The organism is Kushneria halocnemicola, assembly GCF_965650455.1.
GTDB lineage: Bacteria > Pseudomonadota > Gammaproteobacteria > Pseudomonadales > Halomonadaceae > Kushneria.
Genome location: NZ_OZ287968.1, coordinates 1,934,077 through 1,950,708 on the forward strand (window position 1 = coordinate 1,934,077; position 16,632 = coordinate 1,950,708).

At 62.6% G+C, this 16,632-nt stretch carries 18 protein-coding genes and 1 pseudogene; 11 read left to right on the forward strand and 8 right to left on the reverse strand.

The window, feature by feature from the left end:
* Window positions 1-7 precede the first annotated feature (7 nt).
* The gene (locus ACS92L_RS08920; protein WP_438764308.1) at window positions 8-886 is read right to left on the reverse strand and encodes a LysR substrate-binding domain-containing protein; all 879 of its coding nucleotides are present in this window, start codon (window positions 884-886) and stop codon (window positions 8-10) included.
* A gap of 220 nt (window positions 887-1,106) precedes the next feature.
* Here ACS92L_RS08920 and ACS92L_RS08925 point away from each other — a divergent pair, with 220 nt between their 5' ends.
* A complete protein-coding gene (locus tag ACS92L_RS08925; protein ID WP_438764309.1) occupies window positions 1,107-1,784 on the forward strand; it encodes a TVP38/TMEM64 family protein in 678 nt (225 codons plus the stop codon).
* 20 nt (window positions 1,785-1,804) lie between these two features.
* Here the strand turns inward: ACS92L_RS08925 and ACS92L_RS08930 are convergent, their stop codons facing one another.
* Window positions 1,805-3,277 (reverse strand): glycosyltransferase, encoded by a 1,473-nt coding sequence (locus tag ACS92L_RS08930; RefSeq protein ID WP_438764310.1) that lies wholly within the window; start codon window positions 3,275-3,277, stop codon window positions 1,805-1,807.
* Window positions 3,278-3,552: 275 nt separating this feature from the next.
* Between ACS92L_RS08930 and ACS92L_RS08935 the strand changes: the two genes are divergently transcribed.
* Window positions 3,553-3,993, forward strand: coding sequence for a hemerythrin domain-containing protein (locus ACS92L_RS08935; RefSeq protein WP_438764311.1), 441 nt, complete (start codon window positions 3,553-3,555; stop codon window positions 3,991-3,993).
* A gap of 54 nt (window positions 3,994-4,047) precedes the next feature.
* Here the strand turns inward: ACS92L_RS08935 and ACS92L_RS08940 are convergent, their stop codons facing one another.
* The gene (locus tag ACS92L_RS08940) at window positions 4,048-4,899 is read right to left on the reverse strand and encodes a LysR family transcriptional regulator (RefSeq protein WP_438764312.1); all 852 of its coding nucleotides are present in this window, start codon (window positions 4,897-4,899) and stop codon (window positions 4,048-4,050) included.
* A 173-nt stretch (window positions 4,900-5,072) separates the two neighbouring features.
* On the opposite strand from ACS92L_RS08940, the gene ACS92L_RS08945 reads away from it, so the two are divergent.
* Window positions 5,073-5,966: an alpha/beta fold hydrolase gene (locus tag ACS92L_RS08945; RefSeq protein ID WP_438764313.1), complete on the forward strand. Its 894-nt coding sequence runs from the start codon at window positions 5,073-5,075 to the stop codon at window positions 5,964-5,966.
* A gap of 33 nt (window positions 5,967-5,999) precedes the next feature.
* Entirely contained in the window at window positions 6,000-7,079 is a 1,080-nt protein-coding gene (locus tag ACS92L_RS08950; RefSeq protein ID WP_438764314.1) for a tartrate dehydrogenase, read from the forward strand.
* Between the two features lie 116 nt (window positions 7,080-7,195).
* Here ACS92L_RS08950 and ACS92L_RS08955 read toward each other — a convergent pair whose 3' ends face one another.
* Entirely contained in the window at window positions 7,196-8,839 is a 1,644-nt protein-coding gene (locus tag ACS92L_RS08955) for a methyl-accepting chemotaxis protein (RefSeq protein WP_438764316.1), read from the reverse strand.
* Between the two features lie 135 nt (window positions 8,840-8,974).
* Here ACS92L_RS08955 and ACS92L_RS08960 point away from each other — a divergent pair, with 135 nt between their 5' ends.
* The gene (locus tag ACS92L_RS08960) at window positions 8,975-9,508 is read left to right on the forward strand and encodes a lipocalin family protein (protein WP_438764318.1); all 534 of its coding nucleotides are present in this window, start codon (window positions 8,975-8,977) and stop codon (window positions 9,506-9,508) included.
* 25 nt (window positions 9,509-9,533) lie between these two features.
* On the opposite strand, the gene ACS92L_RS08965 is transcribed toward ACS92L_RS08960, so the two are convergent.
* Window positions 9,534-10,019 carry a TetR/AcrR family transcriptional regulator gene (locus ACS92L_RS08965; RefSeq protein WP_438764319.1) on the reverse strand — a complete coding sequence of 162 codons (486 nt, stop codon included), beginning with the start codon at window positions 10,017-10,019 and terminating at the stop codon, window positions 9,534-9,536.
* Window positions 10,020-10,112: pseudogene (locus ACS92L_RS08970) on the reverse strand (TetR family transcriptional regulator); the annotation flags it as partial.
* 141 nt (window positions 10,113-10,253) lie between these two features.
* Between ACS92L_RS08970 and ACS92L_RS08975 the strand changes: the two are divergent.
* Together ACS92L_RS08975 and ACS92L_RS08980 are read left to right on the forward strand one after the other, a co-directional pair.
* Complete coding sequence (locus tag ACS92L_RS08975) at window positions 10,254-10,601, forward strand: DMT family transporter (RefSeq protein WP_438764321.1); 348 nt, start codon at window positions 10,254-10,256, stop codon at window positions 10,599-10,601.
* Entirely contained in the window at window positions 10,583-10,903 is a 321-nt protein-coding gene (locus tag ACS92L_RS08980; RefSeq protein ID WP_438764323.1) for a DMT family transporter, read from the forward strand. Before ACS92L_RS08975 ends, ACS92L_RS08980 begins: the two co-directional genes overlap by 19 nt.
* Before the next feature lie 15 nt (window positions 10,904-10,918).
* On the opposite strand, the gene ACS92L_RS08985 is transcribed toward ACS92L_RS08980, so the two are convergent.
* Together ACS92L_RS08985 and ACS92L_RS08990 are read right to left on the reverse strand one after the other, a co-directional pair.
* Complete coding sequence (locus ACS92L_RS08985) at window positions 10,919-12,169, reverse strand: ABC1 kinase family protein (protein ID WP_438764324.1); 1,251 nt, start codon at window positions 12,167-12,169, stop codon at window positions 10,919-10,921.
* A gap of 62 nt (window positions 12,170-12,231) precedes the next feature.
* Window positions 12,232-13,143, reverse strand: a complete 912-nt coding sequence (locus ACS92L_RS08990; RefSeq protein WP_438764326.1) for a cation diffusion facilitator family transporter — start codon at window positions 13,141-13,143, stop codon at window positions 12,232-12,234.
* A gap of 97 nt (window positions 13,144-13,240) precedes the next feature.
* Between ACS92L_RS08990 and ACS92L_RS08995 the strand changes: the two genes are divergently transcribed.
* From ACS92L_RS08995 to ACS92L_RS09010, 4 genes are all read left to right on the forward strand, one after another.
* Window positions 13,241-14,254, forward strand: a complete 1,014-nt coding sequence (locus tag ACS92L_RS08995) for a succinylglutamate desuccinylase (protein ID WP_438764327.1) — start codon at window positions 13,241-13,243, stop codon at window positions 14,252-14,254.
* 124 nt (window positions 14,255-14,378) lie between these two features.
* A complete protein-coding gene (locus tag ACS92L_RS09000) occupies window positions 14,379-15,152 on the forward strand; it encodes an ABC transporter ATP-binding protein (protein WP_438764328.1) in 774 nt (257 codons plus the stop codon).
* Window positions 15,153-15,168: 16 nt separating this feature from the next.
* A complete protein-coding gene (locus ACS92L_RS09005; RefSeq protein ID WP_438764329.1) occupies window positions 15,169-15,873 on the forward strand; it encodes an ABC transporter permease in 705 nt (234 codons plus the stop codon).
* Window positions 15,873-16,598 carry an ABC transporter permease gene (locus ACS92L_RS09010; RefSeq protein WP_438764331.1) on the forward strand — a complete coding sequence of 242 codons (726 nt, stop codon included), beginning with the start codon at window positions 15,873-15,875 and terminating at the stop codon, window positions 16,596-16,598. Before ACS92L_RS09005 ends, ACS92L_RS09010 begins: the two co-directional genes overlap by 1 nt.
* The last annotated feature ends 34 nt before the right edge of the window (window positions 16,599-16,632 follow it).

The following is a 16,632-nucleotide window of genomic DNA, read 5'->3' on the forward strand; positions in this document are numbered from 1 at the left end:
GCAGGCCCTACATCATCTGCGCGGCCTGGCGGGCCAGCCACTGCCATAAAAGCCCCGCGCTCTGGTGCAGCGTGCGTCCTTCCGGGCGCACCAGCCAGAACCCTTCATGGGTAGGCAGGGTCATTTCAAAGGGGATTACCAGGCTGTCGTCATGGGCTTCGATCAGGCTGCGATGCGCCAGCGCCACTCCGCAGCCGCAGGCGGCCAGACGCAGCGTCATGATCTGCGTATCGCACACCAGTCGACGCACATGAGCGCTTAGATGCCCAACGCCGGCGGCCTCGAGCCAGCCGGTCCAGCCGGCGCAAAACCCGGTGGCGTGCAACAGGGTCTGCCCGGCCAGATCCTCTGGCGTGGCAAGCCCTGCCGCCACCTGCGGGGCACAGATCGGCGTCATCGCCTCACTGCCCAGCGACTGCATCTGAACGTTTGGCCAGTCTCCCCGGCCGTATCGAATCTCGATATCAGCATCGCCGATACCAAACTGCTGGGACCAGACCGCCGTCACCACCCGCAGCTCGATGTCCGGGTGGGCCTTGTGAAAGGCGGCAAGCTGTGGCGCCAGCCAGTACTGCTGAACACCCGGCGTGGCGCGCACGATTACGGGGGCGTGGCTTGCCGGGCCGAAGACTTCTGCCGTGCCCATCGACAGACGCGAGAAGGCTTCCTGCAGGCTGGGCAGCCAGGCCCGGGCGGCATCGGTCAGGGAAATACGATGCGGATGACGGATAAACAGCGCCTGCCCCAGCCGGTCCTCGAGCAATCGAATGCGCTGGCTGATCGCCGATTGCGACACGCCAAGCTCTGTCCCGGCAGCGGTAAAACTAAGATGGCGGGCCGAGGCTTCAAAGGCCTGCATCCAGGCAAGCGGGGGTAGACGGGTCACGACATTCTCCATCATTTGATCGGCGCCTCGGAGGAGGCGTCCATGGTAGCAGCCCATCAGCCGGTCGCGTCCTGCCCGGGCAGCACCGACAACTGTGCCGATTGCACCATTCCGGCACCGCCCTGCCACACAAACCTGACATCCTGATGACAGCATCGGTTGATGCGCCTGCCCGGCCTGACTAGACTCGTGGCCCTTATCGGCTGCGGACGACGTTGTCATGACCAGGCGTGTGTGGCTTGTCATTGTTTTGATCATGTTCATGGTGGCACTGGGCGGCTTCTGGCAGTGGCTTGCCATGGGGGATGCCATCACGCCTGAAAAGCTTGAGCAGTGGCTGGGCGAGACCATGCGACTGCGCGAGTCATGGTGGGCGCCACCGGCGCTGATGCTCACCTACATGATCGGCAGTCTGATCATGTTCCCGCTGACCATTCTGGTCGGGGCCACCGGGCTGATCTTCGGCCCCTGGTGGGGGCTTTTCTACGCGCTGTTGGGCACCATGGTGGCCTCCACGGCCACCTGGATGCTGGGTCGGCTACTGGGGCGGGAGCTTTTAACGCGCTACGGCGGGGATCGCATCCATCGTCTGGCCGACAGCGTCTCGCGTCACGGCATTCGCACCATGATCGTTTTCAACCTGCTGCCGCTGGCGCCCTTTACCTTCACCAACATGATCGCCGGCGCCTGCCGAATGCCCTATGTCGTCTACATGATCGGCTCGGTTATCGGCATTGTGCCGGGGCTGGCGGCGGTGACGGTGGCGGGCAGCCGACTCGGCGAGCTGATTCGATCACGCAGCCTGGACGATCTTGCCTGGCTGGTCGCGGCGGTGGTGGGCGTGGTCGCACTGGGGCTTTTCTTTCGATGGGTCTCGCGGCACCGGCAGCGCATATAAACGCGACCGGTACCGTGAACTCAGGACTTGTCGCCGCGGGTGGCGTGCGACACGTTGCTTTCAAGATCGTCTCTGAGCTGCATCAGGGTGACCTCACCCGGGGTAATCGAGGTGCCGGCCTCGGGAGGCAGGTTGTGCCCACGGGTCAGCGGCGACAGACTGCCCTCGACCAGCGGTACCCGCTGCCCGGTAGGCGGCGCCGGGCGCATGCGCGGCGCCACTCGCTTTGAGCCTCCGAAAACGCGGCGCAGCACCGTGCCGCGATGGCACAAGAGATTCCACTCCGCTTCAAGACGCCCCCGTGCCTGCTCCCAGGTCGTTTGCGCGCTGTCAGACTGCGACGCCTGCGCCCGGTGAGTCGCCAATAGCCCCTGATAGACCGCCAGACACTGATCGGCGCAGCGGCAGGTATCAAAGTCTTTTGCCGTGGCAATCGCCCCCTCCCGCAGGCTCTGGCAGTACGTCGAGTCCGCAAGCCTTCCCAGCGCACTGGCAAACGCCTGCTCATCCTGCTCCGGGAGCAGCAGCCCGTTGCGTTCGTGAGAGAGCACCTCGCGCACGCCGGTGGCATCAAGTGCCACGACCGGCAGTCCGGCCGCCATCGCCTCGACCACCACCATGCCCTGGGTCTCGCTAAAGGAGGCAAAGGCAAAGCTGTCCATGGCGTGATAGGCATCGATCAGCGATTGCTCCTTGAGCACGCCGGTCAGATGCACCCGCTCGCCCACGCCCATCTGATGGGCCTGGGTCAGTATCGCATCACGCTCGTCACCGTCGCCGACCACCATGAAGTGCATGTCGGGATGGTCCTTCAGCGCCCGGCAGACGCTGCGGGTAAGAAACGGCAGGTTTTTCTCCTGCGCCAGCCGCCCGACATGGCCGACCACATGGGCCTGCTTGTCGATACCAAAATATGTGCGCCAGTGATCACGATCGCCCCGGGCAAAGCGTTCGATATCCACACCGCTGGGCACCACTTCCAGCGGCGTCTGCACCCCGCGCTCACCCAGGATGGTGCGAATGCTTTCGCTGGGCGCGATGACGGTATCGCAGAGCTCTGAATAGCCGTTGGACAGCGCCAGCGCAAAGCGCTGCATCACCGGCGAGTTGCCCGGCACATAATGGGTGTAGTGCTCATAGAGCGTGTGGTGGGTAAACACCAGCGGCAGCCCGCGCCCCTGAGCGACGCGCACCGCCGTATCCCCCAGTAAAAAGGGGTGATTGGAGTGTACGATATCGGGCGCAAACGCCCGGATGGCATCATCGAGCGAGCCGGGAATCGTGACCGGCAGGGAAAAGTCGCTGCCGTTGAAACGCTGCATGGCAGGCACACGGATGACATCGGTCTCCGATTCGGGCTGGCCGTTGAGCGTGGGCGCCACGACCAGCACCCGGTGACCGGATGCCCTGAAACATTCGACGAATCGCTGTACGGATTCGCTGACACCCCCCACGATCGGGCTATAGGTGTTGGTGAACATCAAAATGTTCAAGCCATTCCTCCTGGTGCTGGCCTGCAAAAGGGCCGACAGCTGCACCTGACAAACCTGATTGCGCAAACGTGTCGAAGGACTCGACACCATGCGCGCATTATAGCCGACGAAGTCTATCAGAGCTGCACGGGGGCGGGCATTCCGAAGCGCCGGGAACTACACTGCAGGCGGCATCGCTGACAGCGGATAATATGGATTATAAAACACGATGCCCGGCACCCTGACTGCCGCGATAACGACCTGACATGCCGACCGTTTGACTGAGGAGTCACCCCATGAGCACCATTTTTGAAGAGATCCGCAAGGACCACGACACCCAGCGCACGCTGCTGGATCTGCTGGTCAAGACCCACGGTGACAGCGACGGCCGCGAGGAGCTTTTCGAGCGTGTCAAAAAAGCCCTGCAAACGCATGAAACCGCCGAAGAGCGCTATTTCTACAGCCCGCTGATGGAATATGACACCGGCGTTGAAAAATCCCGCCACGGCATCGCCGAACATCACGAGATGGATGAAGTCATCGAGCAGATGGAAAGCACCGACTTCAGCTCGCCGGCCTGGCTTGGCTATGCCAAAAAGCTCCAGGACATGGCGCTGCATCACTTTGAAGATGAAGAGCAGCAGTTTTTCATCTCTGCCGGTCAGAAGTTTGAAGACGACGAAAAAACGCGTCTGGGCCGGGAATACCGCAGCGAGATGGAGCGCCTGAACAGCTGATTTCTTTGGGTGTCGGCCACCGGCCGACGCCCGTTATTCAGCCCGGTATCGAGGTCATGGCAGGGGCGGCAGCCGCTCGGCCAGCCCTTCTGTCATGGCCTCGATGAACCGGGCGATTCGTTCGGGAACAAAGCGCTGCTGGCGATGGATCGCCGTAAAATCCATGCGCGGGGTCTCGAATCCCGGCAACAGTCTTTCAAGCGAGCCCTGCGCCAGCGGCTTCTGGACCTGCCACCAGGAGCGATAGATCACACCGTGGCCGGCCATGGCCCAGCGCGTCACGCTCTCCCCGTCGTTGCTGCTCATCGTGCCGCTGACCCGTACGCGGCGCTCCTGTCCGTCCCTGATAAAGCGCCAGTCATCAAAGCCCGCCTCGCGCTCGCGTACCACCAGACAGTTGTGATCGGCCAGCGCCTCTGGCGTTGCCGGTCGACCGGCGCGCGCCAGATACGCCGGGGAGGCACAGGCAATGCGACGACTCGCCAAAAGCCGTCTGGCCCGCAGCCGGGAGTCCGGTGGCGGCCCCACAATAATGGCGATATCCAGATCGTGGGCCAGCAGATCACGCGGATAGTCGCTTAAATCCAGCAACACCTCGACATCCGGATGCTCGCGGGTGAACTGCTCGATCAATGGCGCCACGTGCGCCCGCCCGAACCCGAAGGTGGCGTTGACCCGCAGCTGGCCGGACAGCGCGTGGCGCTGGGCGCCCAGTGACGCCTCCAGCTCATCGAGCTCCTGTAAAAGCGAGGCGCCCCGCTGCAGGTAGTGTTCGCCTTCTCCGGTCAGAGCGAGCCGCCGCGTGGTGCGGCGCATCAACTGCACCCCGAGTCGCTTTTCCAGACCGGCCAGGCGCTTGCTCACCGCTGACAACGACAGCCCCAGCGCCTGCGCGGCCTGCGTCATCGACGCATGCCGGGCCAATACCTGAAAAAAGTGCAGATCGCTGATGGCCTTAATGACTGCCCCCTGTCGATTATCGACTTTTATTCAATAATCAATTGCATGATGGCCTGATTATAAACCTCAAACGATCCTCTAGAGTAATCACCATGAGCCACCCGGCGCAGGAGCCTGCCATGCTCGAGAGATTCAAGGTCTTTGATCTGGACGTGAACGGCGTCACGCTCCACGGACGTGCCGGCGGTAGCGGCCCGCCCCTGCTGCTGCTGCATGGCCATCCGCAAACGCATGTCATCTGGCACCGGGTCGCCCCGGAACTGGCGGATCATTGTCACGTCGTCATGGTGGATCTGCGCGGCTACGGCCACTCATCAAAGCCGCCGGGCGATGACGAACACGTCACCTACAGCAAACGTGTCATGGCCGAAGACATGGTGGCACTGATGAACGCACTGGGGTTTGAGCGCTTCGCGGTGCTGACCCATGACCGCGGGGCCCGCGTGGCGCATCGGCTCTGTCTGGACCACCCGGAGCGTATCGAGCGCGCCATGTTTCTCGACATTGCCCCGACACTGGACATGTACGAGCGCACCGACCGCGCCTTTGCCAGCGCCTATTTCCACTGGTTTTTGCTGATTCAGCCGGCCCCGCTGCCCGAGCAGCTGATCGAGGGCAACCCGCGCGCCTGGATCGACGGTGTGATGGGCAATCGCCACGCGGGGCTGATCCCCTTTGCCCCCGAGGCGCTGGACGCTTATCGCGCGGCGATGGCACTGCCTGGCACGGCGCACGCCATGTGCGAGGACTACCGCGCGGCCAGCACCATCGATCTCGAGCATGACCGCATCGACCGCGACCTGGATCATCGTATCGCCTGTCCGCTCCGGGTGCTGTGGGGTGAGCACGGCGTAATCGAAAAACTGTTCGACCCGATGGCGCTGTGGCAGGCGTGTGCCAGTGATGTCAGCGGTCGCGCCCTGCCCTGCGGTCACTATCTGCCCGAAGAGTGTCCCGACGAGATCATCGACGAGGCGCTGGCCTTTTTTAACGCCCCTCGAGGCGCCGCCTGATCACCACAGGCTGAACATTACAAGGAGAGTCTCATGAGCCACAACATTGCAGTCATCCCCGGCGACGGCATCGGCAATGAAGTCATGCCCGAAGGCGTTCGCGCTCTGGAAGCCGCCGCACAACGCTTTGATCTGGATCTGAAGTTTACCGATTTCGACTTTGCCAGCTGCGACTATTTTGATCGCCACGGCCAAATGATGCCCGATGACTGGCGCGACCGGCTCGGCGGCATGGATGCGATCTTTTTCGGCGCCGTCGGCATGCCCGAGCGCGTGCCGGATCACATTTCGCTGTGGGGGTCGCTTCTGCAGTTTCGTCGCGCCTTTGACCAGTACGTCAATCTGCGCCCGTGCAAGCTGATGCCCGGCATCAAGAGCCCGCTGGCAGGCCGCGCGCCCGGTGATATCGATTTCTATGTGGTGCGTGAAAATACCGAAGGCGAGTATTCAAGCGTCGGCGGCAGAATGTTTGAAGGCACCGACCGCGAGGTAGTGATTCAGGATACGGTCATGACGCGCACCGGCATTGATCGCGTACTGAAATTTGCCTTTGAGCTGGCCATGACCCGGCCGCGCAAAAAGCTCACCTCGGCGACCAAGTCCAACGGCATCTCGATCACCATGCCCTACTGGGACGAGCGCGTGGTGGAGATGGCCAAAGGCTACCCGGACATCAATGTCGACAAGTTCCATATCGACATTCTCACCGCCAACTTCGTGCTGCATCCGGACTGGTTTGACGTGGTCGTGGCCAGCAACCTTTTCGGCGATATCCTCTCTGATCTGGGCCCGGCCTGTACCGGCACCATCGGTGTGGCCCCTTCGGCCAACATCAACCCGGAAGGCCTTTTCCCGAGCCTTTTCGAGCCCGTCCACGGCAGCGCCCCGGATATCTTCGGCAAAGGGATTGCCAACCCGATCGGTCAGATCTGGTCGGCGGCGATGATGCTCGAGCATCTGGGCCATCAGGCGGCCGGCAAGGCAATGGTGGATGCCATCGAGCGCGTGCTGGCGGCAGGCCCGGAGAATGCCCCGCTCACACCGGATCTGGGCGGCCGCGGCACCACCAGCGAACTGGGCGAGGCCATTGCCGAGGCAATCAAGGCCGGCTGATGGAGAATCGTCGCGGCGGCTCGATTGCCGCATAACACAGCGCCACTGCTGCCATAAAAAAGGGCCGCATCACCATCGTGATGCGGCCCCTTCGCTGTCAGGCACAATCTCATGGATCAGATATTAAAGCGGACCACCGACTGATACAGGCGTCCGGACTGCTCTTCCAGCGACGAGGCAGCCGCTGCGGCCTCCTCGACCAGCGCCGCGTTTTGCTGCGTTACCTGATCCATCTGGCTGACGGCCTGGTTGACCTGCTCGATACCGCTGGTCTGTTCCTTGGAGGCCGCGGCGATCTCGGCCATCAGGTCGTTGACCCGGCGCGAGCTCTGGGTAATGGTCGCCATGGTGGCATCGGCTTCATCCACCAGTGTGGTGCCGCTGGCCACCTGCGCTACCGAACGCCCGATCAGGCCCTTGATGTCGCTGGCAGCCGTCGCCGAGCGGCTGGCGAGCTGGCGAACCTCTCCGGCCACCACCGCAAAGCCGCGACCCTGTTCACCGGCACGCGCGGCCTCGACGGCCGCATTGAGGGCCAGCAGATTGGTCTGGAAAGCAATGCTGTCGATCATGGTGATGATTTCACTGATCTTGCTGGAGCTTTCGCGAATCTCGCCCATGGTTGCCACGACGCGCTGGATCACTTCACGGCCGCCGTCCATTTCACTGGAGGCCGTCTGGGACAGCCGCGTGGCCTGAGCGGCGTTGTCGGCATTCTGGCGCACGGTAGCGGTCAGCTCTTCCATGCTGGCGGCCGTCTGCTCCAGCGAGGCGGCCTGCTGCTCGGTACGCGCTGACAGGTCATTGTTACCGGCAGCGATTTCACGTGCGCCCACGTCGATCGACTCGCTGGCCTGACGAATGCTGGCGATGGTGCCGGCAAGCTCGGCGCGCATATGCTCGATGTGATAAAGAAGACTGGTCCTGTCATCGCCACGCAGGTCAAGTCGAGTCCCCAGTCGACCCGCCGAGATTTCACGCACACACTCGATGGCATAGGCCGGCTCGCCGCCCAGGCCGCGGTAGATGCTGCGAGTCACCAGCAAAAACGCCACGGTCAGCGCCGCACCGACAGCCACGAGCAGTCCAAGGTACTGCAAAAGCTTGCCCAGAAAGGCGCTCTGGATATCATCGGTATAGACGCCCGCCGCCAGGTTGATCTGCCAGGGCGCAAAACGCTCGACATAGCCCAGCTTGGGCAACAGATCACTGCCGTTGGCATCGCGGGAGTCGTAGTTCACAAATCCGCTGCCACTGGCCAGCGCCTTTTTCAACAGCTCGCCATAGACGGCCACGCCGTTGGGATCGGTATAACCGGACATGTCTTCACCCTTCTCGCGACGCGGGTGATACAGCACGTGGGCACGGTCATCAAAGGCAAAGATATAGTTCTGGCGATCATCACCAAAGCGCATGCCACTCAGCGCATCAATGGCGCGACGCTGCGCTTCGTCCTGACTGAACTCACCGGCACTGGCGCGCTCCTGGTATTTTTCAAGCAGGGTTTCGGCAATCCCGACGGTCGCTTCCAGACCGCGTTCACGCTCGTCAAACATCATGCTGCGCGCATTCCAGGCCATGCTGGTGACCAGCACCAGCAGCCCGACCCACATCAGGGCCAGAATGGCGAACATCTTCTTTCTCAGCGTCCAGCTGCCAAGACTGAATCCGGCGCGATGACGCTGCGTGGTTTTCGCATTGTGGTGAGAAGCCGTGGACTCCCCCTGTGTCATTTCCGTCCAGCCTGCCTGCGACGCCATGTTCATTCTCCTGCGGGGCCTGTGCCCATAACCTGCACCGTAGTGGCGCGACTCATGCACAACATCGGCTGACAGGGGCTAGACTTGAGGTGGCATCAATATATGCCACATCCATTTTACCGGCGGGAGCACGACATGCCTGACATGGCCGATCTGAAAGGGTTACTGGGAAGTCTGGCAAGCGCCATGGGCGGCGAGACGGGCATTCCGAAAGGGTGCCGAGCAGTTGAAGGATTTGAGCTCGAGCGCTATCTGGGCCTGTGGCATGAAATCGCCCGTCTGGATCACAGCTTCGAGCGCGGCCTTGAGCAGGTCACTGCGCACTACGCGATGCGTGACGACGGCGGCGTGGCGGTCACCAACCGCGGCTTCAACCCGGATGACAACGAATGGGATGAGGCCGAAGGCAAGGCGTACTTCGAAGAGGGGCCGGAGATCGGCCGTCTGCGCGTGGCCTTTTTCGGCCCGTTTTACGCCGGCTACAACATCCTCTGGCTTGATGATGATTACGAACACGCCGTCGTGGCCGGCCCCAATCATCACTATCTCTGGCTGCTGGCGCGCACCCCTGACGTGGACCCGGCCATGCTGGATCGAATGGATCAGATCGCTCGGGACAACGGCTTCGATACGCAGGCGCTGATGAGGGTCTCGCACTCGGCGTCGTAAACCGTTTTGCGACGCCCCGGCACGCTCAATCGGCGCCGATGCCGGCCCGGAAGACGCGCCAGACGCTGGCCAGCCGCTGGTCGAACGTCTGGCGATCATAAAGAAAGCTCTCGCTGAAAAGCCCGTCGATGACGCAGTAGGTCATCGCGATGAAATCGGCCCTAAAAAGATCCTCGCGCAGCACCCCCTGCGCAATGCCCTCCTGGAAGGCGCGTTCCAGCAACACATCGATGGCGGTTTCGCTGTCCCGGCTGATCTGCTTGAGCGATGTGGCAAGCGAGGGCGGCGGAAACAGCAAAAAGCGCTTGTAGAACACACCCTTGCCCGAATCAAAGATGAAGTCGCTACAGGCGTGCAATAGCGCCTGGAGGCGACGGTCGACCCTTTCCTCACCGGCAAGACTGTGCTCGATGACCTCGAGCATCTGCGCCTCGACCTCTTCCACCAGAATCAGAAAGAGCGCTTCCTTGCTGGCGAAGTGGCTGTACAGCGAGGGCGTTCGAATGCCCACCTCCCGCGCGATGGCCGACAGCGGCGTGGCCTCGTAGCCCTGCTCGGCGAAGAGTCTGAGACCGGCTTGCCTGATACGCGTTTCGGTATTGATGACGGTGCCCCTTTAAGTGATGTGTCCGGGGATTGAAGTGATGTTTCCGGGGTTGCCGCAGCGTGCGGACAGGACTAGACTAACTAACGATCGTTAGCTTAACAACCCTGCACGCTATTTTCCCGCAGAAGAGAGGTTTTCATGGCATCAAAATGGTGGTTGATGCTGCCGGCCACGATGTGTGAGATCGGCTGGGCGCTGGGCGCCAAGTACGCGCAGGGGCCTGTCGAGTGGCTGGCCACCCTGGCGCTGGTGACCCTGAGCCTGGGACTGGCCACCTGGATGGCCCGTACCCTGCCGACCACCACGGTCTATACCGTGTTTGTGGGTCTGGGCGCCATGGGCACCGTACTGGTGGACATCGCCTTTCTGGGCGCGCCGTTCAACGTGCTGACGGTGATATTGATCCTGACCCTGCTGGCCGGCGTGGTCGGTCTCAAACTCTACTCGTCCAATGACAAGGAGGCCTCATGTACTGGCTCGCACTGATCGTTTCAGGGCTTTTTGAAGTGGTCGGCGTGACCGGTATCGAGAAGTTCAACCGCGGCTCACGCCGACAGGGCCTGGCCATGCTGGTCATCGGCTTCGGGCTGTCGCTGGGGTTTATCTCGTTTGCCATGCGCGAGATCAGCCTGGGGATCGCCTACGCCGTTTTCACCGCCATCGGTACGGTCGCCAGTGCCCTTCTGGGCATGCTCTTCTGGGGCGAGTCGAAAAGCCCGATCCGCGTGGGCTTCATCGCGCTGATCATCGCCTCGGTGGTCGGGCTCAAGCTGGCCTCCGGCAGTTAGTGGCGAAGCCCGTCGTTACTTTTCCTCCCGCGCCCAGGCCAGCAGCGGCCGGGTGCGGGCATGCATGTCCAGCCGCGCCTTGAGCCGCACCATGTTCCAGTAGTGGCCGTTGAGCGTGCGTGACAGCAGCATGGTATCGGCCGGCGGCTGCAGGCGATCCATCGCCGACCAGACCCGCGGGCTGATTTCACGCAGGCGGTAGTGAATGCGCGCGTCGCTGAAGTCCTGCTCGCCGGGTTCAAACAGCGGCTGCATGGCGGCAGCCGATTCACGATACAGCGCCAGCGGCGCGCCCTCCCCCTGGCGTCCGCCCATCGAGCGCAGCGCCTCATCCATGCCCATCGGGTCATCTTCGATCGCCGCGCCCAGCAGCTGCATCATCGAGCGAAGCCGCGCCTCGGGAATGTCGATCACCGCGCCCAGATCGTAGACGATCAGCCGCCCTTCCTCGTCGGTGGCGAAGTTGCCGGCGTGCGGGTCGGCATGCAGCTCGCGATGGGTAAAGAGCTCCTCGGTGAGCCAGTCGCCCAGATTGGCCGACAGCCTTTGTCGTACCGTGTCATCCAGCGATTCGGCCTCGCGCATGGGGATGCCCGGCAGATAGCGCATGGCCAGCACCCGATCACCGGAGTACGCCGCCAGCGGCTCGGGAAAGCGCAGACCATCGTTGTCGGCGTAGCGCGCGCGGTAACGGGTCAGCGCGTCGAACTCGGCGCGATAGTCGAGCTCCTTGCGCAGACTGTCGGCAAACTCGTCAAACATGGCGTCAAGACGGGCCTGGGGTACCTTCATCCAGCGCATCAGACGCATCATGCGCCGTACCTGCACCAGATCCTGCTCGAGCACGCGCTCCAGGCCCGGATACTGCACCTTGAGCACCAGCGTTTCGCCGTCATGGGTGGTGGCGCGGTGCACCTGACCCATGGAGGCGCTGGCAAAGGGCGTGGTCTCGATATCGGCAAAGGCGGCGTCAAGGTCGCCAAACTCATCGACCAGGGTGCGGCGAATGTCCTCCCACGGCATGGGGCGGGCCTGGCGCTGCAACCGGGCCAGCTGCTCGGCCAGGGCCGGGGGCAGCAGGTCGTCCCACTGCGCCATGATCTGGGCCAGCTTCATGGCCGGGCCCTTGAGCTCTGACAGCTCGTTGAAAAGCTGCTCGCCGAGCGCCTCCCAGCCGGCGTCACGCCCCATGCGCGAGCGCAACAGGGCGCCGCCGGTGCGCGCGCCCATGCCCAGCATCCTGCGCGTTCTGCCTCGCTCTCTCATCAGCGTGACTCCTTTCAGGCGTTCGTGGTGACGTGACATCACGCCGTGTTTGACTGTCCGGGCTACATCCAGCGCTCATCGGCGGTAAAACAGACCGTGAACCAGCGGTTGTGCGGTGCAATATCCAGCGCCGCACCAATGTGTGTGCGTATCTCATCCAGACTCGCCACGCCTTCACGCGCGGCAAACTCCGGCGTGGTCAGAATGTGGATCTCGATGAAGTGTCCGCGTCCGGTACGTGCTACATGACTGTAGTAGTGTCTGACCCCTTCGCGCTGCATGACTTCCGCCATGACCTCGTGCACCTGCCGGTCCAGCTCGCGCGGCGCCATCAACAGCACCTCCTTCATCGCCCGGATCACGATACCGACGGGCACGGGCAGAAAGCACAGGGTCAAAACGGCCAGCAGCACCACATCCACATAGGGCGTGTAGATGGCCCAGGCCGTGCGCTCGATGACAAGCGACAGTGCAAACGCCACGATCAGCGTCGAGGTGATCAATCCGGCCATCAGCCAGCTCTGGGCATCGATGCGAATGAAGACCGAATCGATACGGGCGTTGACGCGCCGCTCCATGCGATACATGGCAAAACAGATCACGGTCACCACCACGGCATAGCCCAGCGCCGGGCCAAAATCGAGCGCATGACCGCCCTTGATGATGCCCTGTACGGCGTTGAGAAAGGCGTAGAGACATAAAAGCGTCAGAATGGCGCCGTTAAGCGCCGCCACCAGGGGCTCCAGATGCCAGAATCCGTGCTGGAATCGATCACTGCTCTCCCGCACGGCCAGACGTGCCACGAAAAGCGACAGCGCCGACATGACCGAGTCGATGGCCGAGAACATGCCATCGAACAAAATGGACTCCGACCCCGACAAAAGACCAAAACCGATCCCCAGAATCGAGACACAAAGCGTTGCTGCAATCGAGCGTTTAAGAGTCTGCTGCTCCAGCCGGGCATCCATGGTCATTCTCCGAAATAGTCCCTGTCGCCATTGATGTCTGGCATGACGGCTGAGCCTTTGGCTTACACTACACGATGCAGACCACAAAAGACGGGGAGCGGACATGTCGCTGAGCGATTACTTTGCGGATTTCATCGCCGCCGATGAGCTGACAGCGTGGTCCGACAGCGCTGCACTGCCAGGCGTTGCGGTCACCGAACATGCTCCGGGCGTTCTGGCCCTGGTGCCCGAGGCGCTCGAACCCGGCGTGGAGGCCACCATTATCTCCGCCGGCATTCACGGCAACGAGACCGCCCCGATCGAGCTGTTCGGCGAACTTTTGGCCGCACTCGATGCCGGGCAGCTGCGCGTGGGGGCGCCCACCCTGCTGATCATGGGCAACCGCCGCGCCATCGCCGGAGGGCAGCGCTACATCGACACCAATCTAAATCGGCTCTTTCGACGTGACACGCTCCTGCGTGACGACGACCGCTTCGAGTGTCAGCGCGCACTCGAGCTGATGCAGGCCGTGGACCGTTTCATGACAGACATCACCGGGGCCGTGCTGCATCTGGACATGCATACTGCCCTCCGCGACAGCCGCTACCCGCGCTTTGCCATTGAGCCCTTCAGCGACACGCCCACGCCGGATAACCTCTGGCAGCACCTGGCCGGGGCCGGCATTCAGGCCGGGCTCTCCCAGCATCAGCACAGCTGGACCTTTTCCCACTACACGCGCCATTACCATGGTGCCCAGGGCTTCACGCTGGAGCTGGGGCGAGTGGCGCCCTTCGGCGGCAACGACCTCGAATCGCTCGCACCGATGCTCGATTTGCTGCGCGCGCGACTCGCCGGGGCCGGCGCTCGTCCGCCGGACAACGCATCGCTCGTCCGCTTTGACGTCATCGATGAAATCATGCGCGAAAGCGATGACTTCCGCCTGTGTTTTGCCGAGGACATCGCCAACTTTACCGAATTCGCCCCGGGCAGCTCTCTGGCAGTCGATGGCGCACGCGGTGAGTGGGTCGTCAAAGAGTCGCCGGTGCATGTCGTGTTCCCCAATGCCCGGGTTGAACGCGGGGCACGCGCCCTGCTGCTGGCCCGGCCCGTGGTGCAAACGCCGCCCGGCGCCGGATGATCCCATCAAACGGGCGCGCGCCGGTCGGGCCTGTTAACATGCGCCGCCAAACACCTCGGGTCGCTACACACAACGGCCTGTCGCATGATTTCACACCACAAGTGACAACCTTCAGGAGAGTGCCTTGGCCGACGCCTCCATTCCGCTGATCGTCAGCGATATCCACAAACGCTTTGGCGACAATGAAGTCCTCAAGGGCATCTCGCTGGAAGCCAGAAAGGGCGATGTCATCACCCTCATTGGTGCCTCCGGTTCGGGCAAGAGCACCTTTTTGCGCTGCATGAACCTGCTCGAGCGCCCGGACAGCGGCGAAATTGCCGTCCACGGCGAGCCGATCAGCTTTCGCCAGACCCGCCATGGGCGCGAACCGGCCGACCGAGCCCAGCTCGAGCGTATCCGCACGCGACTGTCGATGGTTTTTCAGAGCTTCAACCTCTGGGCCCACATGACGCTGATCGCCAACGTCATCGAGGCGCCCATCCACGTGCGCGGTGTTCCAAAGGCCCGCGCCCGGGAACAGGGCATGGCGCTTCTGGAACGGGTCGGCCTGGCCGACCGGGCCCATTATTACCCGGCCCAGCTCTCGGGCGGCCAGCAGCAGCGCGGCGCCATCGCGCGTGCACTGGCCATGGAACCGGAAGTCATGCTCTTTGACGAACCCACCTCGGCGCTCGACCCCGAGCTGGTCGGCGATGTGCTCAAGGTCATGCGTGAGCTGGCCGACGAAGGCCGCACCATGATCGTGGTCACCCACGAGATGGACTTTGCCCGCGACGTCTCCAACCAGGTGGTCTATCTCCACCAGGGCATGGTCGAGGAGCAGGGCAACCCGGCGGAGGTGCTGACCAATCCGCGTTCGCCGCGCCTGCGCCAGTTCCTCGCCCCGCGCGGACGTTAACCCCAGGGAGACTGCCATGATCGATTTTCAGGGCTATGGCCCCCGTCTTCTCGAGGGCGCCCTGCTGACCCTTGAACTGGCCGTGCTGTCGCTGTTGCTGGCGGTCGTGCTGGGGCTTTTGACCGCCAGCGCCCGCCTGTCGCGGCTGGCCGTTTTGCGTCTGCCGGCGATTGTCTACACCGTCATCATTCGCGGCGTGCCCGACCTGGTGCTGATGATGCTGCTGTTTTACGGCGCCCAGATCGGCATCAATGCGATCACCGACATGATCTACGACCGCTGGGGCTGGGACATCTTCATCAACGTTGACCCCTTTGTGGCCGGCGTCATCACCATCGGACTGATCTTTGGCGCCTACATGGCCGAAACCTTTCGCGGCGCCTTTCTGGCGGTTGATCAGGGTCAGGTTGAGGCGGCCGAGTCCTTTGGCATGAGCAGCTGGCTGCTGTTTCGCCGCATCCGCTTTCCGCTGATGATGCGCCACGCCCTGCCGGGGCTTGGCAACAACTGGATGGTGCTTTTGAAAACGACCGCGCTGGTGTCGATCATCGGACTGTCCGACATGGTGCGCGTGGCGGCAGAAGCCACGCGGGCGACCCACCAGACCTTTTTGTTCATGATTCCGGTGGCGCTGGGCTATCTCGCCATCACGTCCGTGTCGGAAATCGTGATGCAGTGGCTCAAAAAGCGCTATAACGCCGGATTCGAGGAGACGCCGTAATGCAGGAACTGCTGCAGTCCCTCGCCCCATGGCTCAGTGACAACGCCATCTTTACCCCATCGACGCTGGCCCAGTACTGGGACGGCTTCGTCAATACCGTCCAGCTGGTCTTTATCTCGCTGGTGCTCGGCCTGTTTCTGGCCGTGCCGCTTTCGATCGGCCGCGCCAGCCCGAGCCGGATTCTCAGCAGGAGCATCTGGGTCTACACCTGGGTGTTTCGCGGCACGCCGCTTTTGATCCAGCTCTATATTGCCTACTACGGCCTGGCCTTTATTCCGGGCGTGCAGGGCAGCATTGTCTGGCCACTGATCAAGGACCCGCTCTATCCGGCGCTGCTGGCGTTTTTGCTCAACACGGCCGCCTACACCACCGAGATCTTTTATGGCGCCATCAAGGCCATGCCGCGGGGCGAGCTGGAAGCCGCGCGCGCCTACGGCATGTCACCCATGCTGGCCTATCGCCGCATCATCCTGCCCAGCGCCCTGCGCCGTGCCCTGCCGGCCTACGGCAATGAAGTCATCTTCATGCTGCATGCCAGCGCGATCGCAAGTGTTGTGACCATTGCCGATCTCACCGGGGTGGCCTACAACATCTACTCGCGCTACTACGCGCCCTTTTCGGCGTTCATTTTCGTGGCGCTGTGCTACATGGTGCTCAGCTTTTCGATTCAGGGCGTTTTCAGACTGCTGGAAAAACGGATGCTGGCGCACCTCAGACCCCGCTGAGACGCTAAAGTATCACCATGACCGCTCCTTACAT